14 protein-coding genes are annotated in these 13,510 nt (G+C 34.6%); 4 read left to right on the forward strand and 10 right to left on the reverse strand.

The window, feature by feature from the left end:
* Positions 1-81: 81 nt before the first annotated feature.
* The 6 genes from NGI30_RS06915 to NGI30_RS06940 all read right to left on the reverse strand — a co-directional run bounded on the left by NGI30_RS06915 (position 82) and on the right by NGI30_RS06940 (position 6,339).
* A complete protein-coding gene (locus tag NGI30_RS06915) occupies positions 82-363 on the reverse strand; it encodes a UPF0223 family protein (RefSeq protein ID WP_251516096.1) in 282 nt (93 codons plus the stop codon).
* 141 nt (positions 364-504) lie between these two features.
* Positions 505-1,911, reverse strand: a complete 1,407-nt coding sequence (gene lpdA, locus NGI30_RS06920) for a dihydrolipoyl dehydrogenase (protein WP_251943145.1) — start codon at positions 1,909-1,911, stop codon at positions 505-507.
* A gap of 4 nt (positions 1,912-1,915) precedes the next feature.
* Positions 1,916-3,223, reverse strand: coding sequence for a dihydrolipoamide acetyltransferase family protein (locus NGI30_RS06925; RefSeq protein WP_251943147.1), 1,308 nt, complete (start codon positions 3,221-3,223; stop codon positions 1,916-1,918).
* A 128-nt stretch (positions 3,224-3,351) separates the two neighbouring features.
* Positions 3,352-4,329, reverse strand: a complete 978-nt coding sequence (locus NGI30_RS06930) for an alpha-ketoacid dehydrogenase subunit beta (RefSeq protein WP_251943149.1) — start codon at positions 4,327-4,329, stop codon at positions 3,352-3,354.
* A 3-nt stretch (positions 4,330-4,332) separates the two neighbouring features.
* A complete protein-coding gene (gene pdhA / locus NGI30_RS06935; protein WP_251943151.1) occupies positions 4,333-5,445 on the reverse strand; it encodes a pyruvate dehydrogenase (acetyl-transferring) E1 component subunit alpha in 1,113 nt (370 codons plus the stop codon).
* A 267-nt stretch (positions 5,446-5,712) separates the two neighbouring features.
* Complete coding sequence (locus NGI30_RS06940; RefSeq protein WP_251516086.1) at positions 5,713-6,339, reverse strand: YkyA family protein; 627 nt, start codon at positions 6,337-6,339, stop codon at positions 5,713-5,715.
* A 124-nt stretch (positions 6,340-6,463) separates the two neighbouring features.
* Between NGI30_RS06940 and def the strand changes: the two genes are divergently transcribed.
* The gene (def, locus tag NGI30_RS06945) at positions 6,464-7,015 is read left to right on the forward strand and encodes a peptide deformylase (RefSeq protein ID WP_251516084.1); all 552 of its coding nucleotides are present in this window, start codon (positions 6,464-6,466) and stop codon (positions 7,013-7,015) included.
* Positions 7,016-7,078: 63 nt separating this feature from the next.
* Here the strand turns inward: def and NGI30_RS06950 are convergent, their stop codons facing one another.
* Positions 7,079-7,351 carry a hypothetical protein gene (locus NGI30_RS06950; RefSeq protein ID WP_251516082.1) on the reverse strand — a complete coding sequence of 91 codons (273 nt, stop codon included), beginning with the start codon at positions 7,349-7,351 and terminating at the stop codon, positions 7,079-7,081.
* A gap of 461 nt (positions 7,352-7,812) precedes the next feature.
* On the opposite strand from NGI30_RS06950, the gene NGI30_RS06955 reads away from it, so the two are divergent.
* Positions 7,813-8,028, forward strand: a complete 216-nt coding sequence (locus NGI30_RS06955) for a DNA-dependent RNA polymerase subunit epsilon (protein ID WP_251516080.1) — start codon at positions 7,813-7,815, stop codon at positions 8,026-8,028.
* On the forward strand, positions 8,028-9,839 hold the full coding sequence (rnjA, locus tag NGI30_RS06960; RefSeq protein WP_251516078.1) for a ribonuclease J1: 1,812 nt from the start codon (positions 8,028-8,030) through the stop codon (positions 9,837-9,839). The genes NGI30_RS06955 and rnjA overlap by 1 nt, the downstream gene beginning before the upstream one ends.
* A gap of 56 nt (positions 9,840-9,895) precedes the next feature.
* Here the strand turns inward: rnjA and NGI30_RS06965 are convergent, their stop codons facing one another.
* From NGI30_RS06965 to NGI30_RS06975, 3 genes are all read right to left on the reverse strand, one after another.
* Positions 9,896-10,555 (reverse strand): potassium channel family protein, encoded by a 660-nt coding sequence (locus NGI30_RS06965; RefSeq protein ID WP_251943153.1) that lies wholly within the window; start codon positions 10,553-10,555, stop codon positions 9,896-9,898.
* 95 nt (positions 10,556-10,650) lie between these two features.
* A complete protein-coding gene (locus tag NGI30_RS06970) occupies positions 10,651-11,667 on the reverse strand; it encodes a cytochrome d ubiquinol oxidase subunit II (protein WP_251516074.1) in 1,017 nt (338 codons plus the stop codon).
* A complete protein-coding gene (locus tag NGI30_RS06975; RefSeq protein ID WP_251516073.1) occupies positions 11,664-13,019 on the reverse strand; it encodes a cytochrome ubiquinol oxidase subunit I in 1,356 nt (451 codons plus the stop codon). The genes NGI30_RS06970 and NGI30_RS06975 overlap by 4 nt, the downstream gene beginning before the upstream one ends.
* Positions 13,020-13,218: 199 nt before the next feature.
* Between NGI30_RS06975 and NGI30_RS06980 the strand changes: the two genes are divergently transcribed.
* Complete coding sequence (locus NGI30_RS06980) at positions 13,219-13,449, forward strand: glutaredoxin family protein (protein WP_251516071.1); 231 nt, start codon at positions 13,219-13,221, stop codon at positions 13,447-13,449.
* Positions 13,450-13,510 lie beyond the last annotated feature (61 nt).

Raw genomic sequence — 13,510 nt, forward strand, 5'->3', positions numbered from 1 at the left:
TTTTTGTGTTTTAACCATTATAACATTTTTTTACATATGAAATGTATACTACTTATATACGAGATAACAAAATTTCAAATATTAAATGCCTGAAGAGTTAAAGTATTTTTGGTCGTCATTTGAAGTTTGCACAGTTTTTACGGCTTTATAACTGTCATACCCACTACTCTTTTCAAAAGTTTTAAAAATTTGTTTTTCCTCTGCCTTACCTGGCACAATTTTTTTAAATTGCTTATAACGGTTTAGCAATGTTGTTCCTTCAACACGATCTTCATAAAATGATTCTACCGCATTAAAAAATGAGACAACTTCCATCATTTCCTCATTGGTCCAATCTAAATCTATCGGATATTGATATTCCATAATGAAATTTCTCCTCTTAATTTTTATTAAGTTATTTAAAGTAATTGAATGGTGCACCATAAATTGAAAAATAACCACTAGTAAGCATACCAGTGGTTATTTTCTGTAGATTATTTAAAAGTTCAGTTGTAATTATATAAATTACATAGTGTGGATTGGTAAACCTAAAGCTTTTTCAGCAGCTTCCATTGACATTTCACCTAAAGTTGGGTGAGCATGTACTGTTAATGCTAAGTCTTCAGCATTCATACCTGATTCAATTGCTAAACCTAATTCAGAAATAATGTCTGAAGCACCAGAACCAACAACTTGAGCTCCTACTAAAGTATTGTCTTCTTTAAGTGTTAACAATTTAACGAATCCGTTTGTATCATCTAGTGATAATGCACGGCCATTTGCTGCGTAAGGGAATTTAGCAGCTTTCACTTCTAAACCTTCTTCTTTAGCTTGCGCTTCTGTATAACCAACTTGAGCTAATTCTGGTTCAGTGAAGCAAACTGCTGGCATACCGATGTAGTCAACTTCTGCAGCTTCACCTGAAATAGCTTCAGCTGCTACTTTCGCTTCATAACTAGCTTTATGTGCTAGTGGTAATCCTGGAACGATATCACCAATTGCATAAATGTTTTCAATTGAAGTACGGCTTTGTTTGTCTACTTCGATTAAACCACGGTCAGCAAATTTCATACCTAATTCTTCTAAACCAAGTTCGTCTGTATTTGGTTTACGACCTACAGTTACTAATACGTAGTCAGCATCGATTGTTTGCTCTTCACCGTTAACTTCGTAAGTAACTTTAACGCCGTCTTCAGTTTCTTCAGCTGATTTAGCCATAGCTTCTGTGACGATTTCAACGCCTTTTTCTTTCATACCTTTCTTAACTGGTTGAGTCATTTGTTTCTCGAATCCACCTAAGATATCTTTAGCGCCTTCTAAAATCGTAACTTCTGTACCGAAGTTTGCGAATGCAGTACCAAGTTCTGAACCGATATATCCGCCACCAACAACAACTAATTTACCTGGTACTTCTTGTAAACCTAAAGCACCTGTTGAGTCGATTACGCGATTACCGAATTCGAAGTTAGGGATTTCAATTGGTCTTGAACCAGTAGCAACAATAGCGTTTTTGAAGTTATAAGTTTGTGCACTTTTTTCGTCCATAACGCGTAAGCTGTTATTGTCTACGAAGTAAGCTTCACCTTTAACAATTTCAACTTTGTTGCCTTTTAATAAACCTTCAACACCACTTGTTAATTTGTGAACAACTGATTGTTTGAATTCTTGAACTTTGTCAAATTTAAGTGAAACACTTTCAGCAATAACACCTAAGTTTTCAGAGCTCTTTGTTTCATCGTAACGATGAGAAGCATGTAATAATGCTTTAGAAGGGATACAACCAACGTTTAAACATACCCCACCTAGTTCACCTTTTTCTACGATTGTTACTTTTTGTCCTAATTGTGCTGCACGAATTGCTGCAACGTATCCTCCTGGTCCTGCTCCGATAACTATAGTATCTGTTTCAATTGGGAAATCTCCAACTACCATAATTTTACCCCTCCATTAATAATAATTCTGGATTATTTAATAATCGTTTGATGTGATTCATTGCGTTTTGTCCAGTAGCACCATCAATTTGTCTATGGTCAAAGCTTAATGATAATGATAATACTGGAGCTGCAATAATTTCTCCGTCTTTCACAATTGGTTTTTGTGCAATACGGCCAATTCCTAAGATTGCTACTTCTGGGTGATTGATAACTGGTGTGAACCATTGGCCACCAGCTGAACCAATATTACTAATTGTACAAGTTGCACCTTTCATTTCTTCTGAACTTAGTTTACCATCTCTTGCTTTAACTGCAAGTTCATTGATTTCATCTGAAATTTGGAACATAGATTTGCGATCAGCATGTTTAACAACAGGTACTAATAAACCTCTGTCTGTATCTGCTGCGATTCCGATATTCCAATAATGTTTATGCACAACTTCTCCAGCTTCTTCGTTGAATGAAGTGTTAAGCGCTGGATATTTCTTAAGTGCAGAAACAAGTGCTTTAACAACATACGGTAAGAATGTTAATTTCGTACCTTGTTCTGCTGCAACTTCTTTGAACTTCTTACGGTGATCCCAAAGTTCTTGTACATCAATTTCATCCATCAACGTAACGTGAGGAGCCGTATGTTTTGAATTAACCATTGCTTTTGCAATTGCTTTACGCATTGCAGGGATTTTTTCTGTTGATTCTGGGAATTCTCCTTCAGTTGAAACAGGTGCAGATTGTGCTGACTCTGAACCTTGAGCTTGACTTTCTTCACTTTGATCAGAAGATGCTGCTGCATCGCCATTTAAGTAAGCATCGATGTCTTCTTTAGTTGTACGACCATTTTTACCTGTAGCAGCAACTGCTTTGATGTTAACACCATTTTCACGTGCATATTTACGCACTGATGGCATTGCTTTAACACGTTTATTTTCATCTACATCTTCATCAGAACTTTCTGATTTAGCTGGTTCTTCAGATGTTTCTGATTTTTCTTCTTTTTCTTCTTGTGGTTCTTCTTTAGATGAATCAGCTGAATCGTCACTATCGCTACCTTTAAATTGCATTTCTTCAGCATCAGGTGCGTCAATCTTAACGATTGTGTCACCAACGACCGCTACTGTCCCTTCATCAACTAATACATCTTCAATTGTTCCAGAAACAGGTGACGGGATTTCAACAACAGATTTATCATTTTGAACTTCTGCTAAAACGTCGTCTTCTTCAATTTGATCTCCAGCTTTAATGAACCATTTTACTATTTCACCTTCGTGGATACCTTCACCAATATCGGGTAATTTAAATTCAAATGACACGTTATTATCCTCCTAATATTCAATTTAACTCTAAATGAGACAAAGAACGTGTGACAAAATGTCAGTTCTTATCTTTTATATAAACGCTAATGAGAGAGATAAACGTCATCTGCTCTCATTAGTAGTTATTAAAATTCTAATGTTGCTTTAGCTTTTTCAATAATATCGTTTTTGTTTGGTAACCAAACATTTTCAGCTTGAGTGAAAGGATATACTGTGTCAGCAGCTGCAACACGTGCAATAGGTGCTTCTAATGAAAGGATTGCACGTTCTGCTAATTCAGATGCTACTGTAGCACCTACACCAGCTTGACGTTGAGCTTCTTGAACAACTACAGCGCGTCCAGTTTTTTCAACTGAAGCTACTAATGTTTCAATATCGATTGGTTGTACTGTTCTTAAGTCGATAACTTCAACAGAGTATCCTTCTTTTTCTAACTCTTCAGCAGCTTTTAATGATTCTTGAACCATTGCACCGTAAGCGATTAAAGTAATGTCATTACCTTCTTGCTTCACGTTCGCTTTACCGATATCAATTGTATATTCTTCTTCAGGCACATCTTCACGGAATGAACGGTATAATTTCATGTGCTCTAAGAATACAACTGGATCGTTACTGCGAATTGCAGAAATTAATAATCCTTTAGCATCATATGGGCTAGATGGGATTACGACATGTAAACCTGGTGATTGAGATAAGATACCTTCAAGGTTATCTGCGTGTAATTCAGGTGTATGTACCCCACCACCAAATGGTGCACGAATAGTTACAGGTGCTTGTTTTGAGTTACCTGAACGGAAACGTGTACGTGCAATTTGGCCTGCAATCGCATCAAATACTTCAAATACGAAACCTAAGAATTGAATTTCCATTACCGGGCGGAATCCTTCAGTCGTTAAACCTAAGGCTAACCCACCAATACCTGATTCTGCTAATGGTGTATCGAATACTCGGTCTTCACCGAATTCTTTTTGTAAACCTTCAGTTACACGGAATACACCGCCGTTTACACCAACGTCTTCACCGAAAAGTAACACGTCTTCATCGTTTTGTAATTCAGTTTTAAGCGCATTATTTATCGCTTGAACCATTGTCATTTGTGCCATCTGTTACTTCGACTCCTTTTCTTTATAGATTTCATATTGTTCTGCCAAATGTGAAGGCATTTCATCGTACATAATCTCCATGAGATCAGTAACAGATTGTTTTTCTGTGCTGTCTGCTTCTTTAATTGCAGCTTTAATATCAGCTTTCGCACGATCGATGACTTCGTTTTCTTTTTCTTCTGACCAAAGATCCTTAGCTTCTAAGAACTTTCTGAAGCGAACAAGTGGATCTTTTTTCTCCCATTCAGAGTCTTCATCTGAAGTTCTGTATTTTGTAGGGTCATCACCAGCCATTGTATGTGGGCCGTAACGATAAGTCACTGTTTCAATAAGTGTAGGACCTTCACCATTTACAGCACGTTCACGCGCTTCTTTAGTAGCTTGATAAACAGCTAAAGCGTCCATGCCGTCAACTTGCAATCCAGGAATACCAACTGCGATAGCTTTTTGCGCTAATGTTGTAGCAGCAGTTTGTTTACTACGTGGTGTTGAAATTGCATAGTTGTTATTTTGAATTACAAAGATAGCTGGTGCTTTATATGCAGAGGCAAAGTTTATACCTTCATAGAAATCACCTTGTGATGAACCGCCATCACCAGTATAAGTGATAGCTACAGCTTGTTTACCACGCTTCTTAATACCTAGTGCAACACCTGCTGTTTGTACATATTGTGCACCGATGATGATTTGTGGACTTAATGCGTTAACGCCTTCTGGCATTCTATTTCCTTTGAAATGACCTCTTGAGAATAAGAAAGCTTCTGTTAAAGGTAATCCGTGCCAGATGATTTGTGGTACGTCACGGTAACCTGGTAATATAAAGTCTTCTTTCTCTAATGCATATTGTGAAGCGATTTGAGAAGCTTCTTGACCTGCTGTAGGTGCATAGAAACCTAATCTACCTTGTCTGTTTAATGAAATTGAACGTTGGTCTAAAATACGTGTCCATACCATTCTTTCCATTAATTCAGTAAGTTCTTCATCTGATAAATCCGGTAATAAATCTTCGTTTGTAACATTACCTTCTTCATCCAAAATTTGTATCATTTCAAATTGCGATTGAGTATCGTTCAATACTTTCTCTGCATCGAATTGGGCTTGTAATTTCGGTGCCATTCAATTCACCATACCTTTCCCGTATAATAGAAATTCATTTTATCCTTTAATATTGTATCACAAAACTGTTATACTGTTAAACAATTATAAAAAGTTCTGTAACACTTGCAATGACTACAGTTAGAGAACTGTATTATTATTTATGAGCGGTCTGTATCACTCAATTTGCAAACATACATAAAACAGTGTGTTCTTTTATGTAAGCGCCCTCATCTAATATTTTATATCTTCACCTTTTAAATTTCAAATCAATATACTTGTTCAACTCTAAGCTAGCGAATCGACATCTGCCTTTTCTGTTTTCACTTTATTTGTTGCTTTGGAGTAATCTTTAAACGCTTTGTTCATCTCTTTATATGCTTTTGATACTGATTTTGATTTTTCATTAATTGTATTTTGGTCAACTTGACCTTTCGCTGTGTAGTTGAACATATCTTTTTCTTTTTTCATGATATTTTCGTAAACTTCAGCGTACTTATCGTGTGCTTTATATTTGTCTTTCATTGCATCGTTGAGTTGTTTAACTTCTTTTTTCTTTTTCTTATTTTCTATTTTACCTATGTGTTTTTCAGCTTTTTTAAATTCTTTTTCAGATTTAGCCATTGCATCTTGCTCTTTCTTAAATTGCTGTTGACGATCATCAACGTTTTTTACTACCTTATTAGATGTTTCTTTTACTTTTTGTTCATCTTTTCCATCAATATTTTGTACTAATTCTTGTTTCTTCTCTTCTAACTTGTTTAGTTTTTTACCTACTGATGTAAGAGATTTTTCTTCATCAAATGCACTTTGAATATTTTTATTATACGCTTTGATTTCTCCCTTATCAGTCGTACAACCTGCAACTAACAAAGTAGATGCTAACACAGCACCGATGCCATACTTTAATTTCATTTTTGAAAAATCCTCCTTTATTTGAATGTAATGTTATATAATAATTTATTATAAATCAAATGTATCACTGTATTTTACTGCCTAATCTTTGGTATATTTTACAATAAGGAAGGTGTATGAATAAATGTTAACTATGAAAGATATTATTCGAGATGGACACCCTACACTTCGTGCTAAAGCCGAAGATGTTCATTTCCCTTTATCAGATGAAGATCGAAATACTTTAAAAGAAATGCGTGAGTTTCTTATTAACAGTCAGGACGAAACGACAGCTAATAAATATGGTCTACGTTCTGGTGTTGGTCTTGCCGCTCCACAAATCAACGTTTCGAAAAGAATGTTAGCGGTATATTTACCAGATGATGGAAACGGTAAGAGCTACGATTTAATGCTTGTCAACCCGAAAGTAATGAGCCATAGTGTACAGGAAGCTTATTTACCGTCTGGAGAAGGTTGTTTAAGTGTAGATGAAAACATTCCTGGTCTTGTGCACCGTAAAAACAGAATCACGGTGAAAGCTTATGACATAGATGGAAATGAAATTAAGTTAAGATTAAAAGGTTATCCTGCCATCATATTACAACACGAAATCGATCATCTTAACGGTGTAATGTTCTATGACTATATCGATCAAAACAATCCACTCCAACCACATGATGATGCCGTTGAGGTTTAACATTCTTATGAAAATAGTTATAGCCATCAACTCTAGCGTAAAAGTTAGGTTGATGGCTTTTTCTTATAAAAAATCATCTCGACGTTCTGTGTACTCAACATTTATACCTTCTAATTGCTGTTTTATATGTTTGAGTTTATTTGTATCTATAAATTCAGGATCATGGTTGTGTTTGACATATACTTGATCCCCTTCTACGTTATCGATAATTTCGTCATAGTTAAAAAACATTATGACTTGTTCAGATCTAATTTCAAATGTAATTCCTGTAAATATTTTGTCAGAGCGTTTTTTCTCAACTTTAATATCCTCAATAATTTGCGTTACATGATCCAATGTTATCACCCTTACTTTTCTTTCTATAATGGTGCCCAATTATTCTAAATATATCGGACGCTTCACTTTAATCATAATGAACTTCTCACACTGACTCAAGCACAAATATATTCAATGTTAAAAATATTTTCCATTAAATGGAATTTAGTGTATAGATATTTATTTCAAAGCATTCATATTAAAAGAACAACAAAAATAAAACTGCTTTATTTATTTCTTCACATCATGTAAAATGAGTAATAACTGAAAATACATAGCTTAATAATGTATTTTTTTAGCGAACGAACAACAATAAATCCTAGCAACATACTTGGCACATTCGCTAGTATGTTATTTTATATTCGGTAATAAAACGATATAACAATAAAGTATTTTTTATATAGATCGTACGTTTTAATCGATGAATTTATAGGATTCAAATAAATAATAATTTCTAGTTATTACAGGAGGAACAGTCAATAATGGCAGTATTTAAAGTATTTTTTCAACATAACAAATCTGAAGTAATCGTACGTGAAAAGACACAAACGATTTATGTCGAAGCACAATCAGAAGAACAAGTAAGACGTTATTTAAAAGATAGAGACTATAATATCGAATTCATTACTAAATTAGAGGGCGCACATTTAGAATATGAAAAGCAATCAGAAGACTTTAACGTGGAGCAAGCGCAGTAATGAAACAAATCCAAAAAAATGAAGTTGCGATATACGCACTTGGTGGTTTGGGTGAAATCGGTAAAAATATGTATGCCGTTGAATACCAGAACGAAATTGTAATTATCGATGCAGGTATTAAATTCCCTGATGATAATCTTTTAGGTATAGATTACGTCATCCCAGATTTCACATATTTAGAACAAAACCAAGACAAAATTGTAGGATTATTTATAACGCATGGACATGAGGACCATATTGGTGGTGTGCCCTACCTATTAAAACAAATTAACGTGCCAATTTATGGTGGACCTTTAGCATTAGGTCTAATTAGAAATAAATTGGAAGAACATCATCTATTGAGAACAACAGAACTTATTCCGATAGATGAGTCCAGTGTTATTAAGTCTAAACATATGGAAGTTTCTTTCTATTTAACGACACATAGTATACCTGAGGCTTATGGTGTTATAGTAAATACGCCAGAAGGTAATATCGTGCATACTGGTGATTTTAAATTTGATTTCACGCCAGTTGGTGAACCAGCAAATATAGCTAAAATGGCAAAACTTGGTGAAGAAGGCGTACTTTGTTTACTTTCAGATTCAACCAATTCGTTAGTTCCAGATTTTACATTAAGTGAACGTGAAGTTGGACAAAATGTCGAAAAGATTTTCCGTAATTGCACAGGAAGAATCATATTTGCAACCTTTGCATCAAATATATACAGAGTCCAACAAGCTGTCGAAGCTGCAATCAAATATAACCGTAAAATAGTTACGTTCGGTCGTTCCATGGAAAATAATATTAAAATTGGAATGGAACTCGGTTATATTAAAGCGCCACCTGAAACGTTTGTAGAACCAAATAAGATTAACAGTATTCCGAAACATGAATTACTCATCCTTTGTACTGGTTCTCAAGGTGAGCCAATGGCAGCGTTGTCTCGTATTGCGAACGGTACGCATAAACAAATCAAAATTATTCCAGAAGATACAGTGGTATTTAGTTCTTCACCAATTCCTGGTAATACGAAGAGCATTAACCGTACAATTAATGCGTTATACCGAGCTGGTGCAGATGTCATCCATAATAAGGTTTCAAATATACACACTTCTGGTCACGGTTCCCAAGGCGACCAACAATTGATGTTACGATTAATTAGACCTAAGTTTTTCTTACCTATTCATGGTGAATATCGTATGTTAAAAGCCCACGGTAATTCCGGTGTCGAATGTGGCGTCAATCCAGACAACGTCTTTATCTTTGAAATTGGTGATGTTTTAGCACTTACGAAAGATTCAGCTCGAAAAGCCGGAAGAATCCCATCTGGTAATGTACTTGTAGATGGTAGTGGTATTGGAGATATCGGTAACGTCGTGATTCGAGACCGTAAATTATTATCTGAAGAAGGTCTTGTCATTGTAGTCGTTAGTATCGATTTCAAGACAAACACTCTACTGTCTGGGCCTGATATAATTTCACGAGGTTTCGTTTATATGAGAGAATCAGGTCAATTGATTTATGATGCTCAACGTAAAATCAAAACTGATGTTATTTCAAAATTAAATCAAAATAAAGATATTCAATGGCATCAAATTAAATCATCAATCATTGAAACGTTACAACCTTATTTATATGACAAAACAGCACGTAAACCAATGATTTTGCCAGTAATTATGAAAGTCAATGAAGATAAAAATAACCAACCTTCCAAAAAATCACAAAGCAATTCACATAAATCAAGTAAAAGAGATACTAAATCTGGACCTAAGAAGTTTAAAAACTTCAAGAAGAATAAAAAAGAATTGACTGATAAAAAACAGTCATAATCAATAAAAAGCACGTGAATGATTTATAATCATTCACGTGCTTTTACTATATTCAGTTATCTGACAACCTTTTTCTCGAAACGATTTAAGTCATTATCGTGACCTATCATGATGAGAATGTCGCCTATTTCAACACTAATATTAGGATCCGGTGATACAAGAATTTCTCTACCGCGTTTAATTGCAATAATACTTATACCGAATTGTGCACGAATATCTAAGTCAATAATTGATTGTCCGGCCATCTTTTCACTTGCTTTAATTTCAACAATTGAATGTTCATCCGCAAGTTCAAGATAATCTAACACACTCGCACTTGCCACATTATGTGCAATACGACGACCCATATCTCTTTCAGGGTGTACAACTGTGTCCGCGCCTATTTTATTTAATATTTTAGCATGATAATCATTTTGGGCTTTGGCAGTAACCTTTTTAACCCCTAATTCCTTTAAGATAAGTGTAGTTAATGTACTAGATTGAATATTTTCCCCGATTGCAACAATCACGTGGTCAAAATTTCTTATACCTAAACTCTTCATTACAGTTTCATCCGTTGTATCTGAAACTACAGCATGTGTAGCGATATCACTGTATTCGTTCACACGTGCTTCATCCATATCAATCGCCATAACATCCATATCTAAAGCGTTAAGTTCTCTTACAATACTTCCGCCAAATCGGCCTAAACCAATGACTACATATTCTTTATCCATAATTGTCCTCCAACTAAAAATCGAGGTAAGTTGATCCAGTTCGTACGTAAGATACGTAAAGTATGAATCAAACTCACCTCAGCATTATTATATGGTTATTTCTTGCCTCTCACATAAGAGGTATCAAAGATAAATAATCTCATTAACAATATTAACGATGGTATGAGTAAAAGTAAAGCAAAAATGAATACAACGATTAACGTAATCGCCATGCTTGGATTCGTAACGCTTTGATTAAGTTTAATATAAGGGTCTAAAATATAAGGCAATTTACTCATGCCATAACCGAAAAATGCAAAAGCCATTTGGAACATGACCATGATAAATGCGATACCATGATATTTCTTAATTAACGTTAGTATCATTGCGATTACAAAGAAAATAAAACTTAGTAAAAACATCCACCAGTAATGTGTAACAGCAACTTCAAAATGGTGTTTGTTTTGTACACGTAATGATAAAAATACAAATAATGAAATAGCTATCATCGGTGGCCCCCAGAACAAGAACCAGTATCTCAACAATTTATATGCTTCAGTATCTTTAGCTTTAGAAGCATAGTAAGTTAAAAATCCTGAAGAAATATATAATACCGAAACAATGGCTAAAAATACTACTGCCCATGCGTACGGGCTTAGCAATAATTCTGTCCAATTTAAATCTAAATGCGATTCTTTTCCAGTTATATAACCACCTTCAGATATTGTTAAAACCGTTGCCAGTGAACCTGGAATAAACAATCCTGCTAAACCATACATAATCAACCAAGGTAGCTTTGTATCTGGGCCATAATTTTCAAAGGCATAAAAAGCACCTCTAATTGAAAGGAGTAATAGTGCTACAGAAGCTGGTACCAACAAGACTGTCCCGAAATATTTAGCTGTATCCGGGAAGAATCCAACCATCCCAACAAAGAAAAATACAAAGAATACGTTCGTTACTTCCCAAACTGGGTTGAGATAACGTGCGATAATATGATTAATCTTCTTATCCTGTTTCGTGATTTTAGCATGGACCGTAAAGAACCCAGCACCAAAATCAATAGATGCCACGATGATATAACAATATAAAAATACCCACAATACTGTAATACCGATATATGAATAAATCATGACTTAGCACCTCTTTCGATTTTCACTTTTTCAACGTCTTTATATGCAGGATTGTTTCGATACATTCTTATTAACACATAAGCACTTGTGAATAATAATACAAGATACAATAACGCAAACATAATTGTGACGAGTGCTAAGCCCCCTGCTTGTGTTGCGGCGTCAGCAACTTTTAGATATCCTCGCACGAGCCATGGTTGACGTCCTTGCTCAGTTAAGAACCAACCAAATTCTATGGCTAATATTGATGCAGGCCCTGTTAAGATTGTGCCAATCACCATCGCTTTCGAAAATGTAAAGCGTCTTAATTTTTTTATTAATAAGGTAAGGATAAAGACACCTGAAATAATGAAACAAAATACGCCCATAAATACCATCAGATCAAAGAAGTAATGCACCATCATTGGTGGACGTAATTCTTTAGGGAAATCATTGAGTCCCTTCACCTTAGTATTTACGTTATTATCTGCTAAAAAGCTAAGTACACCTGGTATTTCTATAGCGCCTTTTACTTTTTCAGTTTTCTCATCTAAACTACCAAATAAAACTAAATTTGCTTTAGATTGGGTATCAAAATGCCATTCATATGCAGCAAGTTTTTCAGGTTGTTCTTTGTGTAAAAATTTCGCCGATGCATCTCCAGCTATCATAGCACCTACAGTAAACACAATACCTAGTATCATCGTTAATTTGAGTGCTTTTTTATGATAAGCTGTATCTTGTGAAAATTTATTTTTTAATAATTTATAAGCGGCAATACTTGCTAATACAAATGCCATCGTCATATAAGCAGTAGCAACAACATGGAATGAACGAATAATAAATGAATCATTAAACATTGCTGCCCATGGTTGAACATTAACCATTTTTCCATGTTTCATTTCAAAGCCAGCTGGTGTGTTCATAAATGAATTCACTGCCGTAATAAAGAATGCTGAGAATGAACCACCGAGAATAACTGGTAAACTTATGAGGAAATGCGTCCATTTATTTTTAAATCTATCCCATGTATATAAATAAATGCTTAAGAAGATTGCTTCGAAGAAAAATGCGAAAGTTTCCATAAATAATGGTAAAGCTATAACATGACCACCCATTTGCATGAAGGTCGGCCATAGTAATGAAAGTTGTAATCCAATAATTGTACCGGTTACAACTCCAACTGCAACCGTAATCGTATAACCTTTAGTCCAACGCTTAGCTAAAGCAATATACTGATAATCATTACGTTTCAAGCCTATAAACTCGGCAATCGCGAACATTAATGGCATACCTACCCCAATTGTTGCGAATATGATATGCACAGCGAGTGTCATGGCTGTTAGAAAACGTGCGATTTCAATTGAATCCATGTAATCACCTTTTTTCTATATATTTGTGATAATCACATTAACACTTTTAGTATATTCCTTTTTAAATCATTTTAAAATTATATATAACACAAAAGAGTGACAAATTAGTGGCGTATGTATAGAGAAATCATATACTTGAATTTCTTTAAAATGTTACCTATATTAAAATGAGTTAAATTATATTGAAGGGATGATGAAGATGACAAATATCGTAATATATACTCAAGATGACTGTCCACCTTGTGAATTTATAAAAAACTATCTTTCCGACAAAGACGTTTCATACACAGAAAAAAATATTTCAAATTCACAATATAGAAATGAAATGATTGATTATGATGCTTTTGCAACTCCTTTTATCTTGTTAGATGATGAACCTATGTACCAAGTAGATATGGACAAATTGAATAAGAGATTAAATATTGATTAATATACAAAAAAGAGTCTGGGACAAAATAGATGTCTCAGACTCTTTATCATTAAGGAGGGAC

It is taken from the genome of Staphylococcus sp. Marseille-Q5304, from assembly GCF_943737015.1.
Lineage (GTDB): Bacteria > Bacillota > Bacilli > Staphylococcales > Staphylococcaceae > Staphylococcus > Staphylococcus hsinchuensis.